The following is a 24,063-nucleotide window of genomic DNA, read 5'->3' as shown; positions in this document are numbered from 1 at the left end:
GGCCTCTTGTGGCCGCGGCGGTGCCGGTGATGGCAGCAAGCCATCTGCAAAGGTACAAATTTTGGCCGACACTGCAAGCGCTGTACGGCTGATAAACGCCTCCAGCCGTCTGTCCGGGGCCGAAGCTCCGGTGGCAGGATGCTGTGTCGGCGCAGCCCGCGGGCGAGGCCCGATGCCATGTAAAATGTTTACAAAGGCCGTGCCCGGCCGGCGTTGTTGCGGTTGTTGGTTGCGAAATAGGCCGTATGGCATTGCGAAACAGGCCGTTCGGGCCGATGGTACGGGCCGTTTCGGGCTGCAATCGGGGCTATCTTGCAACCCACAGTGGGCCAGGCTGTTGCGCCGCAGGGCCGGGGCGTGAATATATCTTTACATAAAATGCTGTGCCGCCGTGCGCCGCTCATTGCGCATCGGCGTTCTGGGTGGCGGGCCAGTTTACGAGCATCAGTTTCTCGGTGGCCCGTGTAAAGGCTGTGTATAGCCAATGGAGGTAGGCCGGGGTGAGCATGTCGTCGGTCATGTATCCCTGGTCTACGTATACGTGAGCCCACTGCCCGCCTTGCGCCTTGTGGCAAGTCACGGCATAGGCGTGCTTCACCTGCAGCGCGTTGAAATACGGGTCTTGCTTGAGTTTCCTTATCCTGTCGGCCTTGAGCGGCACGTCGGCGTAGTCGTCCATCACGGCGTTGAACAGCTGTTCGTTTTGTTCCCTTGTCAGCGCGGGCGCCTCAGAGGCCAGTGTGTCGAGCAGCGTGGTGGCCGTAAGCTCGTAGTCGTCGTAGTCGGGCAGCGAAAAGGTGACGTCGGCAAAGCGGAACCCGTAGAGCTCACGGCAGCGGCGCACCCTCCTTACCACCGCCCTGTCGCCGTTGGCAAGGAACGCCGGCACCGCCTCGGCGTCGTCTCCGCCATCGTCGCTGTCCTTTCCGCCCGCCGCCTCGGTGCCTGCTGCGGCGGCTTCGGCCCTGCGCTCATTCTCGGTCCAGTGGTAGTTGTTCTTCACCACCATCACCATGTCGCCCGTGGTGAGTTCCTCTTCGCGCCCGAGCACCATGGCCCTGATGCCCCGGTTGTATACCACCGCCCGCTTGTTGCTCCGCGTTATCACGATGGTCTCGTCGGTGCCCGCCCGGCTGTAGCTCGACGCCAGCGCCTCGATCAGCTCGTCGCCGTTGACTATGCATATGTCGGCAAACCCCTTGAAAGCAATCATGGGCAGCCCCGTCAGCTCGTCGTGCGTAATCATCCGCCGGATGACAGTGGCGTTGAACAGTATCCCCGAGCCGTTGCCTTGGCGCATCACCTCGTCGAGCTCGGCCTCGAACACCGTCAGTCCGTAGCCCTCCATCACCCCGGCCGACAGTGCCGGGCTTTCGGCCTCGCCCACCGGCGGCAGCTGTGCGCGGTCGCCGATGAGCATCAGGCGGCAGTTGCGCCCGCTGTAGACGTATTCCACGAGGTCGTCGAGCAGGCAACCGCTGCCGAAGGCCGCCTCGCCGGCGCTGCTGTTTGCAATCATCGACGCCTCGTCGACCACGAACAGGGTGTCGGAGTGCAGGTTGTTGTTCAGGCTGAACCCGCCCATGTCGGCCCTGAGGGCCTTCTGCCGGTATATCCTGCGGTGTATGGTGTAGGCCCTGTGGCCGGCGTTCAGTGCAAACACCTTGGCCGCCCGGCCCGTAGGTGCCAGCAGCACCATGCGCCACCGCAGCGCCGCCAGCGACCTGACAATGGCCGAGGCCAGCGTGGTCTTGCCCGTTCCGGCCGAGCCGCGCATAAGCATGGCCGCCATGTCTGAGCGTGCGGTCATGAACGAAGCGAACGTGGCTATGGCCTTCCGCTGGTCGGCAGTGGGGGCAAAGCCCAGTTCGCGGGTAACCATGTCGGTTAGTGCGTCTGTCATCATGTCGTGTTGCGTTAGTCAGAAACAAAGATACGGAAAATGCGCGAAATAAAGATTAAAACATCAAAAAAATAAACAACTCATGCCGTCGGGGCTTGCCAGGTTCACAAGAAACGCCTATCTTTGTGAAAATATAACAATATTAAATACATAAGGTTATGTCGGTGAGGCATGTATTGGCGTCTATCGGCTTGATGGTGAGCCTTGGGGCAGCAGCGCAAAGAGAATGCGTCGTTGTCGACATGGAGACGGGTGTCCCCCTCAGCGGGGTGGTCGTCACAGTCGACACGGCTCTCATAAGCCAGTACCGCAGCAACTACCGCGGTGAATTCACCGTACCGGCCGAGGCCGACAGCATAGTGCTCGGGCGGCAGGGTTACCTTGCGCGTCATTTGCTTTGCAGCGAACTGACCGACACGGTGGCCCTGATGCGCACGTTCAATGCCCTCAGGGAGGTGGTCATCTATGGCAGCATGCCACAGGTGAGCGCCGGCATAAGCAACATGCTGGGCAAGCTCAAGGAAGAGAACAAGTACATGCCGAGGCAAACCCCGGTGGTTTCGTTCGACTTCTTCTCCATCTTCACCGCAAAGAAACGCAAGCGAACGGAAAAGCGAATAAAGGCTTTAGAGAATTACTGATATGGCATCTGGAAACAAGAAAACCAACATATTGCTGTCTGTTGTGGCATTGTTGTTGCTGTTGGTATGTGTGAGGAGCATAGTCGTTCCTGTCGGCTTCGACAAAGAAAGGCGCCAGCGCGAGTCGCTGGTAAGGCAGCGCCTCGTGGCCATACGCGACGCCCAGTTAAGGTATATGCGCGAGCGCGGCCGCTTCTGCGGTTCGCTCGACACGCTCGTGGCGGCCGGTTACATGGCCGACACGGTGGCAGTGATACCCTTCGGCGGCGGCAAGCGCTTCAGCATAGAGGCCGGCACTGCGGTCACCAAGGCCGGCAACAGGCAGCCAACCGTTGAGTGCGGCGCGCTCTACGAAGACTTCCTGTCGGGCCTCGACGCCGCCAGCGTGGCCGACGTGGTGGCCAAGGCCAAGGCTAAAGGGCAATACCCGGGCATCAGGTTCGGCGACAGAAGCAAGCCCGGGAGCACCGCCGGAAGTTGGGAATAGGCCCAGTCACGATTATATATAAATCATTAACCAATATAAAAATGAACGTAAAGAAACATTTAGGATGGATTATCGCAGGGGCGGTCGTAGTGATTCTCCTGCTTTGGTGTGTGACAGGATATAACGGCCTCGTGTCGATGGACGAGCAGGTGGCCGGTAAGTGGGCCAACGTTGAGACCCAATACCAGCGCCGGGCCGACCTCATCCCAAACCTCGTGAACACGGTCAAGGGTTACGCCACGCACGAGCAAGAGACGCTCGAGGGCGTGATCGAGGCGCGGAGCAAGGCCACCCAGATAAAGGTAGACGCCTCGGAGCTCACCCCCGAGAGGCTGGCGCAGTTCCAGAGGGCGCAGGGCGAGCTGACGGCGGCGCTGGGCAAGCTGCTCGCCATACGTGAGCAGTACCCCGACCTGAAGGCAAACCAGAACTTCCTTGAGCTGCAGTCGCAGCTCGAAGGCACCGAGAACCGCATCACGGTGGCACGCAAAGACTTCAACGATGCGGCCAAGGCATACAACGTGGCCATACGCCGCTTCCCCAAAAACATACTTGCCGGCCTGTTCGGATTCGACAAGAAGTCGTACTTCGAGGCCGAGAGCGGGGCAGAGAAGGCACCCGAGGTGAAATTCTGACCATAGGCGATGAGACGACTCACGCTGTTTTTCATATTGGCATTCGCCATCGTCGCGGCTGCCTGGGCACAGGAACCAGGCAGGGCTTACACCGTCGAGACAGTGCCCAACGTGCACGTGCATGACGCAAGGCGCTACGTTGCCGACCCGGCGGGGCTCATGTCGGCCGCTGCACGCGACACCATCGACGCCATGTTCGGCCGCCTCGAGGCGTCGACAGGCATCGAGGTGGCTGTGGTGGTGCTGCCGTCAATAGGCGGTCAGGCACCCTTCGACTTTGCGCAAAGCCTTTTCAGGCACTGGGGCATAGGCAAGGGCGACAGCAACAACGGCCTGCTGATACTCTATGTAGCCGACCAGCGTAGCATAAGGATGCACACAGGCTACGGCATAGAAGGCTTCCTTACCGACGCCAAGTGCAAGCGCATACAGTCGCAACTGATGGTGCCGGCATTCAGGCGCGGCGACATCAACGGCGGAATGGTGGCCGGTGCAAAGGCCGTTTGCGCCGTGCTCGACGGCACCATGCAGCCAGATGGTCGGCAGGACAATGGCTCCGACATCGCGGCACTGGTAATGTTGCTTGGCATAGTGGTATTCGTGCTATACATGTCGGGGGTGTTCGGACAGCGCAAGAAGCGTTGCCCGTACTGTGGCAAGCGCGCGCTCAACATCATGTCGCGCGACCGTTACAGGGCCATTAACGGCCACCTGATGCGCAAGGATGTCTACGTCTGCGGGAAATGCGGGCGCATCAAGGTCGACGAAACCGACGAGGGCGATGGCGACGACCGCGGCGGCGGACTGCACTCTTTCCTCACCGGCATGCTGCTCGGCTCGTTGTTGAACGGCGGACGGGGCGGCAGCGGAGGCGTGGGCGGAGGCTTCAGCGGCGGCAGCTTTGGCGGAGGCGACTCCGGCGGAGGCGGTTCGGAGTCGAATTGGTGATCATGCAACAGAGAGGCGGGCCGTGTCCTGCCTCTCTTTGCGTTGTAGACGGCAATATGCCAAAAACACAATCGTTAGTTTCTTCCTCTCGTTTTTTTGTGCTACCTTTGCACAAAAGAAGACCCAACAGACAATGGATACATCCCAAAACACCAACTTACAAAGTGGCGGAAGGCGGCTCACAATACGCGTCAGCCGCCATTCGCTTTCGTTTTCGGCATTGAAGACGGGGCCGGAGGGAAGCGGAGTTACATTCGAGCCCTACACCGTGAGGAGCGGAATATCCATGGCGGCCAACCTGCGCGAGGCATTCAAAACCGCCGAGCTGCCATCGATGGATTTCAAGAGGGCCATGCTCATGGTCGATTCGCCCGTGCTCATGGTGCCTGTCGACATGTTCTGCGAGCCAGACGCCGACACTCTCTACCGCCACTCGTTCCCGAAGCAGAATGCCGACAGGGTGATGTTCAACGTCTTGCCCGAGCTCAACGCCGTGGCACTCTTCTCGGTCAACAAGGACCTTAAGCTCGTTGTCGACGACCATTTTGCCGACGTGAGGGTGAATTGTGCCATGACTCCCGTGTGGAAATACCTGCACCAGCGCAGCTTCATAGGCACGCGCAGCAAGCTGTACGGCTATTTCCACGACAAGAAACTGGAGGTGTTCAGCTTCGCCCAGAACCGTTTCAAGTACTGCAACGCCTTTGATGCGGGCCACGCACACGACGCTCTGTACTTCCTTCTCTACGTCTGGAAGCAGCTGGCGCTGAAGCCCGAGCACGACGAGATGCACATCGTGGGCGACATTCCCGACCGGGAGTGGATATTGGAAGAGCTCAGGAAGTTTCTGTTGAGGGCCTATGTGATAAACCCTGTGGGCGACTTCAACCGTTCGCCGGCAACGCTCGTCAAGGGCATGCCATACGATTTGGTAGCTTACTATGTGAAAGGCAGATGACAATATGAGGATTATAACAGGATTGTACAAGGGGCGCCGTTTTGACATACCACGCTCGTTCAAGGCCAGGCCGACCACCGATTTCGCCAAGGAGAACATATTCAACGTGCTCGCGGGGCACATAGACCTGGAAGGGAAGCAGGCCCTCGACCTCTTCTCGGGCACGGGCAGCATCACGCTCGAGCTTCTGTCCAGGGGCTGTGACCGCGTGGTCAGCGTCGAGATAGACCGCGACCACCACGCCTTCATCAAGCAGTGCCTGGCCAAGATAGGGGCCGTCAACTGCCTGCCGCTGCGCGCCGACGCGCTGAGGTTTGTCAAGTCGTGCCGCCAGAAGTTCGACTTCATCTTCGCCGACCCGCCTTATGCGCTCGGTGAACTGGCCGCCATACCGGGCATGGTCTTCGCTTCGGGCATACTGTCTGAGGGCGGTGTGTTCGTGCTTGAGCACGGGGCGAAGAACGATTTCAGCTCCGATGCCCACTTCATCGAGCGCCGTGAGTACGGCAGTGTTAACTTTTCGATATTCAAGGGCTGACGTTTGCCAGCCTTTTTTTGTATGCGCCCCACAGCCCTTGGCGCCCCGCCGTGCCATGGCTGCGGCCCTGGGACAGCCCATTGCGCCTGCCCTTGGGGCGTAGCCCGGCTCACAGCACGGGCGAGAGCAGCCTGATCAGGCTCTCCCAAAGGCGCGCCATGAAGTTTGGCTGCTTGCCTTGTGCGGTGTCGTTGAACAGCACCGACCGTTCTTGGTCGGCCAGGAAGACCTGCTTGAAGCGCATGGCCGTCTCTTCGTCGTAGAAAAACGCGTTGCCCTCAAAGTTGTTTTCAAAGCTTCGGAAGTCTACGTTTGTCGACCCGCATGTGGCGAGCGAGTCGTCGCACACGAGCAGTTTGCTGTGCATGAACCCCGCAGTGTACATGTAAATCTTCACTCCCGCCTCGACCATGTTGCGCAGATACGACCGCCCCGCCCACTCTACAAACCTGCTGTCGCTGTGCCTCGGGACGATGATGCGTATGTCGATGCCTCCCACCGAGGCCGTCTTCATGGCGAAGAGCACGGGCTCCGTGGGCAGGAAGTAGGGCGTCTCGATGTATATGTAGCGCCGTGCGCCGAGGATTATTCGCACATATCCCTGCATGATGTCGGGGTAGGGGGCTATCGGGCTGCTTGTAACTATCTGCGCGATGCAGGCCGATGCCACGCTGCCATCGGGCTGTGGATAGTATTTCCGGCTTGATATGAGCGTGCGGTCAACGAAATACCAGTCGACCAGGAAAGCCCGTTGCAGCCCGTAGAGCGCCCCGCCGGTGATGCGCACCATCGTGTCTCGCCATGCCTGGGTGCCCGTTCCCTTCACATAGCGCAGCGCTATGTTCATGCCGCCGATGAATCCCGTGCGCCCGTCGATGACCACAATCTTGCGGTGGTTGCGGTAGTTCACCTTGCCGGTGAACGTTGGGAACCTTACGGGGAGGAACGGCCTGACGTCCACGCCGCCTTCGCGCATGCGCTCGAAGAACCGGTGGCTCACGTTCCAGCAGCCCACATCGTCGTATATCACCCTTACCTCGACGCCGCGGCGCGAACTGTCTATGAGGGCGTCGGCAACGAGATTGCCAAGCGCGTCGTCTGCAAATATGTACATGTCGATGTGTATGTGGTGGCGCGCCTGGCCTATGGCGTGCAACAGTTCGAGGAAGAACGAGTGCCCGTCGGTGTAGATGTCGGCCTTGGTGTTGTTGAAAGGCATGGCCATGTTCTGGTTTACAAACAGGTCGATCGTCTGCCTGTAGGCCTCGGGCAGGTGCAGGTCGTGCTGCTCGGCGAACTCCAGCATCGACCGTTTGGTGAGCTGGTCCATGCTGCGTTGGCTCATCATGCGCTCCTTGCGAGTGTTTATGCCGAAGAAGACGTAGAGCAATATGCCCACAACAGGCACGAAGAAGATGACCAACGCCCATGCCATGGTCTTGGCCGGCTGGCGGTTGTCCATCAGCACGTGGACGATTGCCACGGCTGCTATTATCTCATTGATGATTACACCTGTGAGGTAGAGTCCGTGCATTGGCTGTATGTTAATAGCCCCTCCGGGGCGCGTTGCGGGGTGGCGTCTGTGCGGTTGCTTGCCGCCGGGCGCATGGCTTTGCAATGGCGGCGGCGTTGCCCCGGCACATACCGTAGCGCAAATATCACCAAAATTTTCGACATGGGCAAGCGTTGCGGCCGAAAAGTGACAGGTATGGCGGCAAAATGGCCCCGTTCACTGTGAGGGTCAGTGCTCGGGGGCCTTGATGTGGGGCTGTGCCGTGGACGTTGCAGCCCACGGTGCTGCCGTGGCCATTACCAGCCGGGGTTCTGCGTGAGGTTAGGGTTCTTCTGTATTTCAGACTGGGGGATGGGGAACAGGTACATCTTGTCGTCCCATGTGCGGCTCACCGTGTTGCGTTCGTAGCTGATGGTGCTGTCGGAATTGAGCGTGAGCTTCATCTCGTCGACCGACGTGAAGTGCTCGTCGGCCTCCTTCCAGCGGCGCACGTCCCAGAAGCGGTGGCCCTCGAAGGCCAGCTCAACCATGCGTTCGGTCTTGTAAACGTCCCAGAACTCGTCGTTGGTCATGCCCGGCCGCACCTCGCTGAGGCTTTTCAGTCCGGCCCTCAGGCGCGTCTTGTCGAGTGCATCGGCCGCGCTCATGGTCAGTTCGCCGTCGGTGGCATACGGGCTGCCCAGGTATTTGAACACAGCCTCGGCGTAGTTGAGGTAGAACTCACCGAGCCTGAACGTCACCCATGTGTGGTTGTCGGCCTCGTAAGAGCTGTTCGACGACAGGTCGATGGCCGAGTGGCACAGCTTCTTGACGTAATAGCCCGTCGGCGTGCCCCCTGTGAGCGGCTCGGCGTTTATCCCCCCGTAGTAGGTTTGCAGCGGGGTGGTGTTGGAGCTGGGCCAGTTTTCGTCGCCGTTCTTGGCCACCGTGACATAGAAGCGCGGGTCGCGGTCGTCGTAATATGGCTTGTCGGGGTCGTAGTCGGCCAGGTCTTTCGGCCTGAGTCCGGCGCTGTCGCCGCTGACAAACTCGTAGGCGTCGACCAGTGTCTGCGTAGGGCAGTTGCCCCCGTTGCCGCCTTCAATGCCTACGGGGTAGTTGTATGACTCAAACGTGCTCGACACGCCTTCGCTGCCAGAGCCGTAGACACGCCTTCCGAATATTATCTCGCACATGATGTTGGCGTTGCTGTAGTTGTCGGTTGCCCACAGCGACTCATAGTCGTCGGCCAGCCTCTTGCCCCGTTCGGTGCATTCGTCGATGAGCTGCTTGGTATACAGGGCTGCGTTGTACCACCGCGTGGCGTCGTCATCGGGGTTGAACAGCGGGCTGGCCCAGTAGAGTGCGGCCCTGGCCTTGAGCGCGAGCACGGCCAGCCTGTCGGCCCTGCCCGTCTCGTTGGCTCCCATGTCCATGGCCCCAAGGTCTGAGTAGTCGGCTATTATGGAGTCTTTTATTGCGTCGCATTCGCTTATGATGAAGCTGAAGATGCTGTCGCTCGACTCCCTGGGCAGCGCGTTGGTGATGTCGTAGCTCTGGGTATGGGTGACCAGAGGCACCCCGCCGTACTGCCTTGCCAGCACAAAGTAGAAGTATGCGCGCATGAACCGCGCCTCCCATTCATAGTTGTTGTAGCGGTAGAGCTGCTTCTCGTAGTCGCTGTTGAGCGCGAGGTCGTCGAACGTGAGCCCCGTGAACTCGTCGATGTAGACGTTGCATGCGGCTATGCCCTCGTACATGTCGTTCCACAGTGTTTCCTTTGCGTTGGTTGCACTCCATGCCCCGTTGTAGAAGTCTTCGATGGCGTTGCCTTGCAGGGCGTATTCGGCCTCGTCGCTGGCCGAGCCGAGCACGGCGCCCGAATAGTATTGTCCGTAGTCGTAGTCGACGTGGTTGTAGATGTCGGTCATGAATCCTCCCACGTCTTCAAACGTGGCGGTGATCTGCTCCTTGTCCTTCACTACATATTCATGGTAGTCCATCCGGTCGGAGCATGCAGCCATGGCCAGCGCCATCGTGGCGCAAATGGCCGTTTGCAATGTCCTTGTCATTGTTTTTGTTGTCATGTGTTATGTATGTGTGGTTGGTGCCTTCGGCAGTTTGGCTTGGCGCCGTTGCGTGCCTGCACGCATGGTGAATAATGGTTGTAAGCGTGGTCCGCCTGCACCGCCCGGGGCCCAGTGCTTTGCCTGGGGGGCTTTTGGCCTCGCAAAACGGGCCGTTTCAAGTGCTCAAACGGCCTGTTTCGCATCGCAATATGGCCCGTTTTGCAACTCGCTGGCTGACAGACGGTTGCCCTTCGGGTGTGTTGGTGCCATGCGTTTTGCCGAGACCGCGTCGTCTGTACTGTGCGCCCGGCGGCGGCACAGGCGGCTTATGGTCAGAACGTCACGGCCAGCCCGGCGGCTATGCTGCGCGTCAGCGGGTCGGTGGCGCCATACGATTCAGGGTCGGACACGGCCATGTGGTCGATGCTGAAGAGGTCGGTGCCGCGCAGGTAGAGCTTGGCCTCGCTAATGAACCGCGACGCGTCGAGCAGCTTTCGCGGCAGGTTGTAGTACACTTCCAGCGTGCGCAGCTTGAGGAACGAACGGTCTTCGAGCCATATCGTGTTGGTCTGGTAGTTGTTGGCGTTGCTCTGCGAGCTCAGGCGCGGGTACTTTGCTTCTTTGTTGTCGGCCGTCCAGCGGTTTTCGTAGGCGTATTGCGATATGGTGGTGTTGTCTACCAGGCCCCAGTACATGCTCTTGGTGTTGAGCACTGCCGAGTATCTGCCGGTGCCTTGCAGCAGCGCGTAGAATCCCAGCCCGCGCCACTCGGCTCCGAGCTTCAGCGAGAAGTATAGCTCGGGGGCGTCGTCGCTGTAGCCTATGGCCACCTCGTCGTTAGAGTCTATCTGCCCGTCGCCGTTGACATCCTCATACTTTATGTCGCCCGGTTTCACGGTGCTGAACGTCTGTGTGGGGCTGTTGGCTATGTCTTCCTCGTCCTCGAAGAAGCCAATGGCCTTCAGGCCGTATATCTGCCCGACCGAGTGGCCCGTTTGTACAAGGTTGTCGTAGAGGCGGGGCTCTTCCAGCTGCTCCACTATCTTGTTGCGGTTCAGGCTCACGCTTGCCCCGGCGGTGAGCGTCACCGCGCCCACCTTGCGGCTGAAGTCGGCCCCGGCCTCGAATCCCCAGCTGTCAACGATGCCCGCGTTTTCGTAGGGGGCGTCCTGGCCAATCAACGCTGTGTACTTGCCGTCGGCTTCTACCCAGATGTCCGTACGTCGCTGGTAGTAGGCGTCGAACGTCAGGTTGAGGCACCCGAACAGCGATGCGTCGAGGCCCACGTTGTACTTGTAGGCTTTCTCGTGGCCCGGGTTCTCGGTGGCGAGTCGGTCGAGGTAGGTGCGCCCGAACTCCGAAGTCCACGAGCTTGTGAACGGGTAGGTGCCTCCGGTGGTCACATACTGCTGCGTGTAATACGTCCAGACGTCGTCGCCGGGCAGGTAGTCGGCGTTGATAATGCCGAACGAAGCGCGCAGCTTAAGCAGGTTCAGCCATTTGGCCTTGGCCATGAAGTTCTCCTTAGAGATGACCCATGCGGCCGAGACAGTGGGCGAAAACGACCACTTGGTGCCCGGGGCGAGGCGGCTGGAGCCCGACCCTACGAGGGCAAGGTCGGCAAAGTAGCGTCCCTTGTAGCCGTAGTGGGTGTACCACGACACGTTCTGGCGGTAGACGGTTGTGTTGAGTCCTGTCTCGTCTTCGTATTCGTAGTCCCATTTGAGCTGCGAGTATACAGAGTGGTTGCCGAAGGTGTTGGCATAGTTTAGGCCTGCGTCGAAGTGGAAGCGGGCCGCGTATGCATTGGTCTCGGCCGACGTTCCCATCTCCGAGGCGGCCGTCACCTTGTATTCGGCGGACACCGTGGGCTCGCCGTCAACCCACTGGCCCGGCGTCAGGCTGCCGTAGTCGTAGGTCTTGCTGTGGTCTTCGTAGACGTTGGAGCTGTTGTCGTAGCCCACGCGCACGCTGGCCTTGAGCCCCTTGAGCAGCCCCGAGAGGTCTTGCGAGAGCGTGATGTCGGATGTGAGGCTGCGCGAGTGGTTCTTCACGTAGGCCGCCCCCGCCGACTGGGCCACGGGGTTGAGCGTGCCGCTCCAGGTCGAGGTGCCGCCCCAGAGGCCGCTCTCGGTCTTGATGGGGAAGGCTGCCGCCGGCACGGAGTAGACCAAGTCCCACAGGTCGGCCGACGGCCCGCTGGTTTCGTCGAGCACCCCCTGCAGGTTGACCTTCATCTTTGTGGTGCGCGTTATGTCGGCGTCGAGGTTGACGCGGATGCTCCCCTTGGTGTACTTGTCTTGCGTAGAGTAGCCCGAGTTGGCGTCGGCGTTGGCCACAAACCCCTTGTTCGTGGTAAGGTTGATGTAGGTGAAGTAGCGGAACGCCTTGCCTCCGCCGCTGAACTCCATGTTGTATTTGTTGGCCACGCCGTGGTTGCGGAAGGTCTCGTTCACCCAGTCGACGTTGGGGTAGAGGTATGGGTACTGGCCCGAGCGGAACGCGTTGATCTCGTCGGTGGTGTATTTGGCCGATAGGCCGTCGTTGGACCGTGCCTCGTTGACGGCTTCGGCGTATGTCGCCGCGTCTACGAATTGAGGCTTCTTCATCATGAACTGCCACTCATGGTCGTAGCTGAACTTCACCGTCTTGGTGTTGTACTTGCCCCGCTTCGTGGTCACCAGTATGGCTCCGTTGGCCGCTTTGTAGCCGTAGAGTGCCACCGCGGCCGCGTCTTTCAGTATCAGCACCGACTCCACCTCGCCGGGTGTGATGTCGCTTATGCTCCGTTCAATGCCGTCGACGAGCACCAGCGGCGTGCTGGTAGAGAGCGACTGCAGGCCACGCACATAGAAAGTTGGGTCTGTGTCGCTGTATGAGCCCGAGTTCTGCAGGCTCACCAGGCCAGTGCCCTGGCCGAGAATGGAGTTGGCTATGTTGCGCGAGCTGCGCCTGTCGGTGGTGGCCGAGGTTATCACCGAGACGGCGGCTGTCGACTCTTCGAGCGGTATGGTCACGTCGGCGCCCACATCTATGGGCGTTGCGGCGAACGACTCGGCAGCCGACTTCAGCCCGGTGCTGTCACTCTGTGCCGCTGCCGGCATGGCGGCGCAGGCCATTATGGCTGCCGCCATTATTTTGTTTGCTTTCATTGTTTGCATGTTTGTTGGGTTTGTTTGTTGTCAATGGTGTGGCAGTGTTACCACCCCGGGTTCTGCACGAGGCCGTAGCCTTTGTTTATCTCAGTCTGTGGGAAGGGGAAGAGATACCACTTCGGGTCGAAGCCGTTGGTCCATGCGAGCCTTACGGGCTGCGTGAGCTCAAAGCGCTCATAGTCGAAGTGCGTTGGCTCATAGAACCCGCTGGCCGTCGGGTCGTCGCTGTCGGTCTTCTTGTCGCCGTCGGTCCACTTTGTCTCCGAGCGTTCCCACTCGCCCGTCTCTTCGTTTTTCACCAGGCGGTATATGCGCAGTCCGTGCAGCCTCTTCGAGAAGATGTCGGCCCGCTTGTAGCGTATGAGGTCGAAGTAGCGCTCGTTTTCAAATCCCAGCTCGCAGGCCCTCTCTCTCAGTATTTCCTCCATGAGGCTGTCTTTGTCGGTGGTCAGCGGCTTGTCGGGGTTGCACTCCACGAGCCCTTTCAGCCCCACGCGCGCCCTGACCTTGTCTACGTATTCTATGGCACGGGTGAAGTCGTTGTCGGCTTGCAGCAGAGCTTCGGCGTAAGTGAGGTATAGGTCGGACATGCGCAGCACGTCCCACTGTGGCGCCTGGCGGTCGTAGCACGACCCTACGTAGTATTTGTTGTTGGCATATCCCGTGGCAAACACGCCGGTCTCGGTCTTGGGCTGGTTGAGGGCTGTCGTTCCGCCCACCCACGACTCGAATATGTCGCCGCTGCACTTGCCCGACGACCATTCGGTGACCTGCGGCACGCCGTTGATGCGCACCGTCTCATAGAGGCGCGGGTCGCGGGTGAGCACACGGTTCTGCAGGTCTTGCAGCCCCTCGACGGTGTCTCCCTTGACAAACATCTGGTCGAGGAGCCCTGCCAGGCTGTCTTTTTCCCAGTCGAACGGCGTGCCGTCGCTCCACGGAAACATCTCCATGTATTCCTGTGTGGGCGTGTAGGCATAGCGTTCGTTGTCGCCCATGAGCGTATAGGCGGAGTATTTGCTGTCGTGTGTGCTCGTGCTCACCCTCACGGAGTGTATCACTTCGGTACTGGCCTGGTTGACGTAGCCGTAGCGGAAGGCGTAGCGGTAGTCGGCTGTGGTCGTCCCGGCCGGCTCTGTCATCTTGTAGTATTCGTTGGCGGCAAGGGCGTCGAAGAACTCGTCGCACGCCTCACGGCACTGTGTCCACAGGTCTTGGTTGTAGCCCCCGTACCAAACGAGGTGCTGTTGCTCTGCCTCGGTGGTGCCGCCGTAGTAAGGCTGGTCGCTGTTGAACAGTGGCGAGGCGGCAAACTGCAGTATCTTGCACTTCAGGGCCATGGCCCCGGCGCGGGTCCAGCGGCCGGTCTCGGTCTGCGCCTCGGTGCTGGTGTAGGCCCATGGCAGCACGGCGGCAGCCTCGTCGAGCAGTCCGGTCATGAAAGTCACGGTGCTGTCCACCGTGGCCCGGGGCATCCAGTAGCTCTCGTCGAGGCCGGTGAATGAGCTTTTCACTATTGGCAGCCCGCCGTAGAACTTGAAGAGGTTGAAGTAGGCCGACGCTATGAGGCATTTGGCCTCGCCGCTGAAGACGGCCTTGTCGTCGTCGCTCATGTCGGGCACGGAGCCTACGTTCTCAAGGAACAGGTAGGCTGCGCGCACCAGTTCCCAGACGTTCTCGGTGTCGAAGCCGTAGATGCTGCCGTCGGAGCTGGCGGTGAACGTCTCGGTGTAGTAGCTCTGGTATATCGACGAGCTGGGGAAGTGGAGGTGGTATATGTCGGTCAGCGCGTCGAACTTGCCCTGCCAGTAGCTGGCCGACAGTGGCGCCGACGAGCTGCTGCGGTAGGGTATGCCGTAGTATTGCAGCGAGTAGACCCCCGTGAGGAACTGTCCGGCATACTCTGCCTTGCTGAACACGGAGTCCTTCGTTGTCGAGTTGCTCGGAGCCTTGTCGAGGAAGTCGTTGCCGAAGGCTATGTTGTCAGTGCATGATGCCGTCGTTAAAACCATGGCAATGGCTGCCACGGCTTTGGCCAATGCTTTGACCAGTTTCGTGTTTAGTGTCATGTCAGTTGTTGTTTAAGTGATTCTGCCGAGGCATTGGTGAGCCTCGTGCGTAATGATTTTTTGCTTGTTGCGGGCCGCCCCGTCGTGGCTTGCCATTCCGCTGTGCCACAGCGGGTTGCGCCCGGGTTGCGCATGGCGTTGCAATATGGCCCGTTCTGTATGCCCGGACGGGCTGTTCCGCCATGCCGTTCGGCCCGTTTCGTGGTGCTGTATGGCCCATTTCGCGGTGCGGCCAGGCTGGTGTAAGTTTTTTTTGCCGCCGTGGCTGTGCCGCCCGCCCGTGGCTTCGGCGTGGGCGTGGCCCGCAGGCTGCTGTCAGAAGGCCATCTTGAGCGACAGCGTGTAGGTGCGCTGCAGCGGGTATGACGGCGAGTTGCTGGCCCTTGCCTCGGGGTCGCCCCAGATGTAAGGGGTGAATGTCAGCAGGTTGTAGCCGCTCAGCGAGAGCTGGAACTGGCTCATGCCTATGGCCTTCATGAATGGGAAGTGGAAGTCGTAGGCCAGTACGAGCGACTTGAGCCTGAGGTATTTTGAGTCTTTTTCATACAGTGTGGAGGTGGCGTAGTTCTGGTTTGCGTTCTCCCATGTGGCCCGCGGGTACTCTGCATCCTGCGAAGGGTTCTCCACAGTCCACGTGTTTTCCACGTGATATTTTAGCAGTCCGCCCTCGGTGTTGCCCGAAGCGTTGAGGAATGGCTGCCTGAACACGTCGGATATCTGCCTGCTCACGTTCCAGGCGGCAGTCCATTGCATGGACAGGCTGAGGTCTTTCCACTTGAAACCGAGGTTCAGTCCGGCCACATACTCGGGGTCGTCGGTGTACCCGTAGTCGCGGCTCATGTCGTTTTCGTCTATTTTCCCGTTGCCGTCGAGGTCGACATAGATGGCGTCGCCGGGCTGCAGCTTGTCGTTGGAGACTATCTGGGTGGGGAACTCCTGCCCGAACTCGGCCTCATAGTCTTCTTCGCAGCCTTCGTAATAGTACTTCCAGAACAGGTATTGGCTCCTCGAGCCTATGCGGTGGCCCTTTTCATACTGGTACTCGTTGTTCATCGGGGATTCCTTCTTCTCCTTTATCTCGTTCTGGTTGTACGACAGGTTGATGCCGGCCCAGTAGCGGAAGTCCTTGTTTATGTCGTTCTGCCACTTCATGGACAGCTCCCATCCCCAGCTGTCGACCACGCCCTGGTTGGTGTATGGCACCGTGAAGCCTATCAGCGACGGGGCGCTCTCGTCGGTGAGCAATATGTCGGTGCGGTGCTCGAGGTAGTAGTCGAACGAGGTGCGCAGGCGGTTGTCGAGCACGTTGATGTCTATGCCGTAGTCTTGCTTGAAGGCTTTCTCCCACGTAACCTCGGCGTTGTTCTTCGACGACTCGTAGGCGCCCTTGTGCACCGTGCTGTTTTCTATTCCGAAGGCATAGCCGCGGTAGTCGCGCGAGAAGGTGCCTTCGCTGTTCACGGCGTACGGGTCGGAGAGGTACATGAATCGCGAGCCGCCCACCTTGTCGTTGCCCACGAGGCCCCACGAGGCCCTCAGCTTGAGGAAGCTCACGGCCTTTGAGAGCGGCTTGAAGAACTTTTCTTCGCTTATCACCCATCCCACCGAGCCTGCCGGGAATGTTCCGAAGCGGTTTTCGGGCGCGAAGTTCTCGGAGCCGTTGTAGCCCACGTTGAACTCGGCGAGGTATTTGTCGGCATAGTCGTAGGTGAGTCGTCCCACGAGGCCCACATACCCGCGCGCCAGGTCGGGGTATTCGGTGCTTGAGTAGTAGTATTCTTTGCTCTGGTTGAACAGCAGCAGGCCCGTGACGGAGTGCTTGCCGAAGTCGCGGGCGTAGTTGAGCGACGCCTCGACGTACCAGTCGCGGTCTTTGTCGGTGTCGGTCGGGTAGCTCACGGACTCGTCGCTGCCCGACTTCTTGTAGGCTATGGTGCCGTCGTCTTGCTTCACCGGGGTGTATGTGGCCACGCTTGCCGACCCGTTTTTGTACACGTCGTATGCGCTGTTGTACGACCCTTTCAGCTTGAGCGACAGGCCGCGGGTTATGAAGTCGAGCTTCTGGTCGACTATGAGGTCCATGTTGAGCTTGTTCACCTGGGTGTTCATGAAGCCCGACCCGTAGTAGGTCATGCCCGACCCGCCCGTGAACGGCAGCTGCACGTCGTCGTAGTCGGTGGCCGTGTACACCAGCTTGCCGTCAACTATGCCCGGGCTCGAGAACGGGGTTGCCTGGTACATGGCCTTTATCATGCCCGACGCGCCCTGCCCTGTTTACAGCTTGTGGGCGTTGCTGACGTTGCCCGCGATGTTAATCGACACCGTGGTGGTCTTTGTCACGTCGACGTCGAGGTTGGCACGGTAGTTGAACCTGTTGTAGCTGTAGCTGTTGTTGTAGTCTTGGTTGAACTGCTTGAACAGTCCGCCTTGCGTGAACGCCCCCGCAGAGATGAAGTAACGCACGTTTTCTCCGCCTCCGCTTATGTTCACGTTGTGCTGTGTCTGCAGTGTGGCGTCTTTCATGATGTAGTCGGCCCAGTTGGTGCTCGGGAAGCGTATGGGGTCGCTTCCGTCTTTGAACTTCTGTATCACTTCGTCAGAGAACATGGGCTCGCCGCCGTCGTTGGCGCGCATCTGGTTGTAGAACATGGCGTACTCATAGCTCGAGGCCTGCTCAACCATCTTTGTCGGCGTCAGTATGCTGTAAGAAGTAGAGCCGCTCACGCGCGTCTTCCCGCTCTGGCCGCGCTTTGTGGTTATCAGTATTACGCCGTTGGCTCCCCTCACGCCGAACACGGCCGTGGCCGAAGCGTCTTTCAGCACGGTGATGCTCTCGATGTCGTTGTAGTCGATGTCGCTCATCGAGCGCTCAACGCCGTCAACCTGCGCCAGCGGCTCGGAGTCGGTCCATGTGCCCTGGCCGCGCACGAACACGCTCGCGGCGTCGCTCCCCGGCTCGCCCGAGTATTGCACGGTGGTCACTCCTGTGAGCTGGCCGGCCAGCACATTGTTGATTGAACTTACCGGGGTGCGCACCAAGTCCTCACCCTTGATGCTGGAGATGGCGCCGGTCACAGTCACTTTCTTTTGCGTTCCGTAGGCCACTACTTCAACCCCTTGAAGCTCGTTGGCGTTTTCCTTCAGCGTGACAACCATCCCCGGGCGCGCCTCTACGGTCATGGTGGCATAGCCGACATAGGATATTCGCAGTATGGTGCCGGGCCTGACGTTCAGCGAGAACTTCCCGTTGATGTCCGTGACGGTGCCGATGGTGGCGCCACTGCCGTCGACAACGATGCTCGCGCCGATGATGGCTTCGCCGCTTTCATCGGTCACAGTGCCGCCGACAGTGGCGTTTTGTGGCCTGTTTTGGGCTGCCGCGCGTGTTGGCGGCAGCCCAATCGGGGCAGAGAGGCACAGCAGCATTGATGCTGTCAGTGCCAACTTTGTTTTAAATCCCTCATGCATAGTAGTAATGGTTTTGTAATTATATTTAATAATGTTAGCCACTTTGGCCCGTCATGCTTTGCGGCACACGGGCTTGGCGTGTGGTTTTTGTGTTGTTTCAGATTGCCATCGCGGGTGGCATGGCTGCCTGCTGCGGTTGCTGCCGCCGTCACGGAGGCTTGCAGCGGATGGCTTTTCTGTGTTTTGATTAGTTATAATTTTGCCCAAAATTACTAAAGATTGAAACACCGTAAAAGGTTATCTATTAAAGTTTTAATGTTTAACGGTGTTTTCGTTAACGCATTTCACGGGGCCATTTGTTGGCTTTCGGGATTTAACATACGGGATGGTGTATGCTGTTTGCGGTGTGTCGGCTTTTTTACGAAGTTTGTGCCGTGGTGTGCCGGCTTTGCCTTTTGCTGGCGGCATGGCTGTGTATAAACGAACGCTCGAATGTTACGGCGTGTTAATCAAATCCGTCTTAAATTAAGGAAATGTAGGCTTGATTTTGCTTTTTCTTTCGTTTTGTCAATTAAAACAGGTTGTTTGGTGTCTCTGTGCAGTCGGCATGTTGCTGCGGGCGGGTTGGTCTTTCATTGTTTTGGGGCAGGTTTTCCATTGTTGCCGGGTAAGCCGGGCAATGCAGGTGACCCTTGTTGTTGGGGCTGGTTGGGCCTGTTTCAGGTTCATTTTAACCTTGGTTGGCCATTGTGCGCACATACAAAAGAGCCCGCAAGTCCATTTTCGGATCATTGCGGGCTCTGTGTTGGTGGCCTGCCGGGCCGTCGGCGCCAAGCCTTGCGGCCCATGCAGGCGTCACTTTATGCCTGTAAGCTTGTGCGTCTGCAGCGACAGCCGCCATCGCGGGTGGCTCAGTATGTAGTCGATGCAGGCCTCTGTGATGCGGCGGTTGCGCTCGTCGGCGGGCCCGCCCCCCATGTCGCAGGGTTGCAGATAGTAATAGTCGGCCTCTATCCCGAAGTCGGTCACGGGCGTGCGCCCGTCGAACAGGCACTTCAGTTCGTTGCAGCGCCTTACCACCGGGCGCGCCGCCTCGCCCAGAAACGGTTGCTTTGGCGAAATGGTGAGCCAGTCGATGCCGTCCGGTGCAGGCCTTGTGCCGTTGCTCTCCATGGCAATCTCGAAGCCCGCCTCGTGCAACCTGGCGGTCAGGGCGGCATCGGCCTGCAGCGTGGGCTCGCCTCCTGTGAGCACCACGAAGCGTGCGTCGTATGCCGAGACGGCTTCCACAATGTCGCTGTCGCTCATCTCGCGGCCTGTGGCGAAGTCGGTGTCGCAAAACGGGCAGCGCAGGTTGCATCCGGCGAATCGCACAAACACCGCGGCTCGCCCGGTGTTGTAGCCCTCGCCCTGCAGCGAGTTGAATATCTCGTTAATCCTCTTCATCCCTGACGTATGTGGCAGTGTTGCCCTCACTCTCTTGCACAATGGCCTTGTAACAGTTTGGCACTTGCTCCACGCACCATCGCGCCATGTTCTCTGCCGTGGGGTTGAAAGGCAGCAGTTCGTTGAGGTTGCCATGGTCAAGATAGTCGTGTATCCTCGCCTTGATGTGCGTAAAGTCGCACACCATGCCGTTTTCGTCGAGCTCTTTTGCCCGGCAGAAGATGGTGACAATCCAGTTGTGGCCGTGCAGCCTCGAGCATTTGCTCTCGTAGTTGAGCCTGAGTTGGTGGCTCGCAGATATCTCCAGTCTTTTTTCTATGTAATACATGATTGCTTTGTAATGTTGGTTGTGAATAGTTGACAAGGCACTACGGCCACTTAGCGGCGGGCTGGTCATACCACGAGGTCGCTGCCTATGCGGCGTGCCAGCACGTCGCGCAGTTGCTGGGCCTCCTTGTATTCCTCCATCAGTTGCCTTATGCGGTCCATGTCGGAGCCCGCCGTGCGCATCTGTGCCTGTATGTCTTTGAGGTGTTTCTTTACAATGTTCATCCTTAGGTCGAGCACCAGGTGGGTCACGCGCTGGCGCAGGTTGTCGGCCGTATGCTTCATTTCGAGGCTCCGGCTCAGCCTGTAGGGGCTCAGCGCGAGCTGTCCGGCCAGTGCGCTTATGTCGATGTCGGGGTGGTGGAGAAAGTAGTTCTCGGCCCTGAACCCTTCTTCCGTGCTGTGTTCCACGGCTTCTGCGAGTATGCGGTTGTAGAGTTCGTCGGTGAATTTGAGCCCGTCTTGCGCGAGATCGTAGTCGATGTATTGCGCGACAGACAGGTTGACGGTCTGCCCGTCGTCTGTTTCGAGCCCTTCGAATATTATCTCGTCGCCGTGGCGGAGCACCTCTTGTATTATCATCCTTTCCACCTGCCGTGTCTGTTCGTCGTCGGTATGCAGTCCGATGGGGGCGTTTCCTGTTGTTGCCTCAGCCGCGTCGCGCGCCATCCTGCGCTCTTCTCGTTCGGCCTCCTTGGCCTTTTCCTCGCGTTCGCCGCTGATGAAGCGGTTCATTGTGGCTATCAGCGTGCGCTCGCTCATCTGCAGTCTCACGGAGCACTCGTGCAGGTAAGTGTCGCGGGTTATCTGGTCGGGAATCACGGAAACGCTCTTCACAATGCTGCTTATGGCCTCCGAGCGTTTCACCGGGTCTGTCACGCCGTTGAGCATCAGCTTGGTCTTGAACTCAATGAAGTCGGTCTGGTGGTCGTCGATGTACGCCCTGAACTCCTCGGCGGTGTGCTTTCGCGAGAAGCTGTCGGGGTCGTCGCCGTCGGGCAGTATCAGCACCTTGATGTTCATCCCCTCAGACAGCAGCATGTCGGTGCCCCTCATGGCCGCGTGTATGCCTGCCTCGTCGCCGTCGTAGAGCAGCACTATGTTTGGCGTGAAGCGCCTGAGCAGCCTTATCTGGTGCAGGCTGAGGGCCGTGCCCGAGTTGGCCACCACGTTCTCTATGCCGCACTGGTGCATCGAGATGACGTCGGTGTAGCCCTCGACCATGAACACCCGGTCTTCTTTGACTATCGATTTCTTGGCCTGGTAGATGCCGTAGAGCTCGTGGTCCTTGTGGTATATCTCCGAGTCGGAGGAGTTGACATACTTCTGCTGCACGCCTTTGGTGCGCGAGTCGAGCAGCCGTCCGCCGAAGGCCACCACCTTGCCGCTCACGTTAATCCACGGGAATATCACGCGCCCGGCGTACCGGTCGACCAGCTCGCCGTTGTCTTTGCGGTAGCACAGGCCTGTCTTCACGAGGAACTCCTCCTTGTATCCCTTGGCCTTGGCGGCCGTTGAGAGGGCGTCGCGTCGCGGCAGCGCGTAGCCAAGCTGGAACTTGCTGATGATGTCGTCGCGGAAGCCGCGGCTTCTGAAGTACTGTTTGCCTATGGCGCGTCCGTCGGGGTCGTTGGCCATCACGCTCTGGAAGTATTCCAGCGCCCACTCGTTGACGATGAACATGCTCTCGCGTTCGCCGGCCTCGCGCTTCTCTTCGTCGCTCAGTTCCCGCTCTTTTATCTCTATGTTGTATTTCCTTGCGAGCCAGCGCAGGGCTTCGGGGTAGGTTATCTGTTCGTGCTCCATGAGGAAGTGCACGGCGTTGCCTCCCTTGCCGCAGGCAAAGCACTTGCACACCCCTTTGGTTGGCGATACGTAGAACGACGGGGTCTTGTCGTCGTGGAAGGGGCACAGCCCCACGTAATTTACCCCTCGCTTGCGCAGCGTCACGAATTCAGACACCACGTCTACTATTTCCGTGGCGTCGAGAATGCGTTCTACGGTGGCTCTGTCTATCATTGAAGTGATGAGGTTTCGATGTCTTGGCCTTGTGGCTCGGGTGCCGTGGGCCGGTTGTGATTTATGGTTGTCTTGTCATTGCGGGTGGGTTTCGGGGGGGCATTGCCACCGTCGCGTCGCGGCCTTCTTGTGCCTCCGTGCCCGGCTGTGCCTTTTGCGGCTTAGGCCGTGGCGGTGCCAATGGCTCAGTGGCCCGTAGGGTCACTGCGGCGATGGTGGCAATGCAATGTCCCAAACCCCGTTTGGCGGGTTATTTCAAGTAATCCGCCAGCGGGCTCTTTATGTCGCGCAGCCCCTTTGCCACGCTCTTGGCGTTGGTCTGTGCGCCGAGCAGCGACGTGTGGGTGTGGTCGTGGTTGTAGTACTCCATGGCCTTCTCCTTGCTGCCGCATTTCTTGTCGAGGTAGTCGGCGGTGATGTTGTGTACGTCTACAAACTCTACGCCGGTCTCCTTGGCCACTTCGCGGTACCATTTGCCGTAGGTGTCGTTGCGGCGCTCAATCTTTCCGCCGGGCCATTCGTTGCGCGGTGTGAGCGAGAGGAGTATGGGTGTGGCTCCCTTTTCGCGCACGTCTTGGATGAATTTCTTCAGGTACCACCCGAAGGTATATACCACTTCATACATGCCCGAGTCTTTCATGCGGTACACATGGCTTGAGTCGGCGGTGCCGGGTATGACGCCCCGCATCTTCTTGTCGTCGATGGGGCCTATGTCATTGTGGCCGAACTGAATGAGGACAAAGTCGCCCGGCTGCAGCGAATTGTACACTTGGTCCCACCGCCCCTCGTTGAGGTAGGTGCGGGTTGAGCGTCCGGCCTTGGCGCAATTGGCGCATGTGACCTTCGTCGAGTCGAACACGGTGTATGCCTGCGACCCCCATCCCCACATGCCGTCGGGGTCTTTGTCGGTATTCTTGACCGTCGAGTCGCCCGTGATGAACACCACCGGCTTGCCCTTCTCGCGTTTCACGGCAACGGTGGGCAGCTCGACGTTGTGCATCATGGCCTGCAGCGGAGCCAGGGCGGGGTCGGTGCTTGCCGCAATGCCCTCGGCTGCGGAGCGGGCGTTCATCTCGGCGCCGAACTTACTGGTGTGTATGTGGTCTTTGTAGAAATGGTAGCTCTCCTTCCAGCGGCCGTACTTGTCGAGCTTGGCGGCCGATATCTCGTTGAGGTCTACGTAGGGCACGCTTTGCTCGCGGCTTATCTGCTCGAGCCATTGGCTCTGTTGCTTGCGCACAATCTTGCCGTCCTTGCCGTAGGCGTCGCGCGGGGTGAGCGACATGAGCACGGGGTTGGCCCCTGCCTTGCGGCACTCTTCGATGTACTTGCGCATGTAGCCGCCGTAGGTATATACGGTATCCTTGGCGCCGGTCTCCTTTATCGTCACAATGATCGAGTCGTTGCCGGTGCCGGGCAGCACGGCGCGGGCCCGTCCGCTGTCGTATGGGCCGTTGTCGTTGTGGCCCAGCGAGATGATCACCCAGTCGCCCGGGCGCAACGCCTTGCGTATGTCGGGCCACAGCTGCTTGTAGAATGTGCGTGTGCTCATGCCTCCGAGGGCCTGGTTCTCAACGCTTATCTTCGTCGGGTCAAAGTAGTCGCTGATGAAAAAGCCCCATCCCCACTGCCCGTTGTTGCCGTTGCCGAGAGTGCCGTTGCGCATGGTTGAGTCGCCGATGAAGAAGGCCACGGGCTTGCCTTTCTTGCGTGTGGTGCCCGGCGCGGGGCGTGACATCAGGGCTTTGGCTATACTGTCGGGGGTGTTGTCTACTACTTTGTTCACATCCTCAACCGGCTTTGGTACTTGTCCGAAAGCCATTGGCGCCGACACGCACAGTGCGGCGATAGCTGAAATCAGTTTTTTCATTTGTCTTGTTTTTGGTTGCATGGCGCGGCAGGCCGCTCCTTTGCCTCAGTTTGTTTTTGACTTCTGCAAAGTTACATCAAATCGCAGACAACACAAAA

The 24,063-nt window shown here is 59.1% G+C and carries 15 protein-coding genes and 1 pseudogene; 6 read left to right on the top strand and 10 right to left on the bottom strand.

All coding sequences use genetic code 11. The features are described from left to right. Positions 1-400 precede the first annotated feature (400 nt). Positions 401-1,906 carry an ATP-dependent DNA helicase gene (locus tag H6B30_RS01605; RefSeq protein ID WP_205107252.1) on the bottom strand — a complete coding sequence of 502 codons (1,506 nt, stop codon included), beginning with the start codon at positions 1,904-1,906 and terminating at the stop codon, positions 401-403. A 155-nt stretch (positions 1,907-2,061) separates the two neighbouring features. On the opposite strand from H6B30_RS01605, the gene H6B30_RS01600 reads away from it, so the two are divergent. From H6B30_RS01600 to H6B30_RS01575, 6 genes are all read left to right on the top strand, one after another. After that, positions 2,062-2,544, top strand: coding sequence for a hypothetical protein (locus tag H6B30_RS01600; protein ID WP_205107251.1), 483 nt, complete (start codon positions 2,062-2,064; stop codon positions 2,542-2,544). 1 nt (position 2,545) lies between these two features. After that, a complete protein-coding gene (locus H6B30_RS01595) occupies positions 2,546-3,031 on the top strand; it encodes a hypothetical protein (RefSeq protein WP_205107249.1) in 486 nt (161 codons plus the stop codon). A gap of 41 nt (positions 3,032-3,072) precedes the next feature. Beyond that, positions 3,073-3,666, top strand: coding sequence for a LemA family protein (locus H6B30_RS01590; protein ID WP_205107248.1), 594 nt, complete (start codon positions 3,073-3,075; stop codon positions 3,664-3,666). Between the two features lie 9 nt (positions 3,667-3,675). Further along, entirely contained in the window at positions 3,676-4,614 is a 939-nt protein-coding gene (locus H6B30_RS01585) for a TPM domain-containing protein (protein WP_205107246.1), read from the top strand. Between the two features lie 133 nt (positions 4,615-4,747). Further along, positions 4,748-5,572: a DUF3822 family protein gene (locus H6B30_RS01580; RefSeq protein ID WP_205107244.1), complete on the top strand. Its 825-nt coding sequence runs from the start codon at positions 4,748-4,750 to the stop codon at positions 5,570-5,572. Positions 5,573-5,576: 4 nt separating this feature from the next. Then, on the top strand, positions 5,577-6,110 hold the full coding sequence (locus H6B30_RS01575; protein WP_205107242.1) for an RsmD family RNA methyltransferase: 534 nt from the start codon (positions 5,577-5,579) through the stop codon (positions 6,108-6,110). A gap of 109 nt (positions 6,111-6,219) precedes the next feature. Here the strand turns inward: H6B30_RS01575 and cls are convergent, their stop codons facing one another. The 9 genes and pseudogenes from cls to H6B30_RS01530 form a co-directional block, all read right to left on the bottom strand. Then, positions 6,220-7,644 carry a cardiolipin synthase gene (cls, locus tag H6B30_RS01570; protein WP_205107240.1) on the bottom strand — a complete coding sequence of 475 codons (1,425 nt, stop codon included), beginning with the start codon at positions 7,642-7,644 and terminating at the stop codon, positions 6,220-6,222. Between the two features lie 275 nt (positions 7,645-7,919). Next, complete coding sequence (locus H6B30_RS01565; RefSeq protein WP_239483435.1) at positions 7,920-9,674, bottom strand: RagB/SusD family nutrient uptake outer membrane protein; 1,755 nt, start codon at positions 9,672-9,674, stop codon at positions 7,920-7,922. A gap of 329 nt (positions 9,675-10,003) precedes the next feature. Next, entirely contained in the window at positions 10,004-12,823 is a 2,820-nt protein-coding gene (locus H6B30_RS01560; RefSeq protein ID WP_205107238.1) for a SusC/RagA family TonB-linked outer membrane protein, read from the bottom strand. A 47-nt stretch (positions 12,824-12,870) separates the two neighbouring features. Then, a complete protein-coding gene (locus H6B30_RS01555; protein ID WP_205107236.1) occupies positions 12,871-14,895 on the bottom strand; it encodes a RagB/SusD family nutrient uptake outer membrane protein in 2,025 nt (674 codons plus the stop codon). A gap of 315 nt (positions 14,896-15,210) precedes the next feature. Then, a pseudogene (locus H6B30_RS01550) lies at positions 15,211-18,363 on the bottom strand (SusC/RagA family TonB-linked outer membrane protein). 795 nt (positions 18,364-19,158) lie between these two features. Further along, positions 19,159-19,749 (bottom strand): 7-carboxy-7-deazaguanine synthase QueE, encoded by a 591-nt coding sequence (locus tag H6B30_RS01545; RefSeq protein ID WP_205107234.1) that lies wholly within the window; start codon positions 19,747-19,749, stop codon positions 19,159-19,161. After that, a complete protein-coding gene (gene queD / locus H6B30_RS01540; protein WP_205107232.1) occupies positions 19,736-20,077 on the bottom strand; it encodes a 6-carboxytetrahydropterin synthase QueD in 342 nt (113 codons plus the stop codon). The genes H6B30_RS01545 and queD overlap by 14 nt, the downstream gene beginning before the upstream one ends. Positions 20,078-20,142: 65 nt before the next feature. Next, positions 20,143-22,095, bottom strand: a complete 1,953-nt coding sequence (gene dnaG, locus H6B30_RS01535) for a DNA primase (RefSeq protein ID WP_205107230.1) — start codon at positions 22,093-22,095, stop codon at positions 20,143-20,145. 250 nt (positions 22,096-22,345) lie between these two features. Next, entirely contained in the window at positions 22,346-23,965 is a 1,620-nt protein-coding gene (locus H6B30_RS01530; RefSeq protein ID WP_205107228.1) for a rhamnogalacturonan acetylesterase, read from the bottom strand. Between the last annotated feature and the right edge of the window lie 98 nt (positions 23,966-24,063).

It is taken from the genome of Marseilla massiliensis, from assembly GCF_016899955.1.
Lineage (GTDB): Bacteria > Bacteroidota > Bacteroidia > Bacteroidales > Bacteroidaceae > Prevotella > Prevotella intestinigallinarum.
The sequence above is the reverse complement of the archived record's forward strand: the minus strand, read 5'-3'. Positions and strand labels throughout refer to the sequence as shown.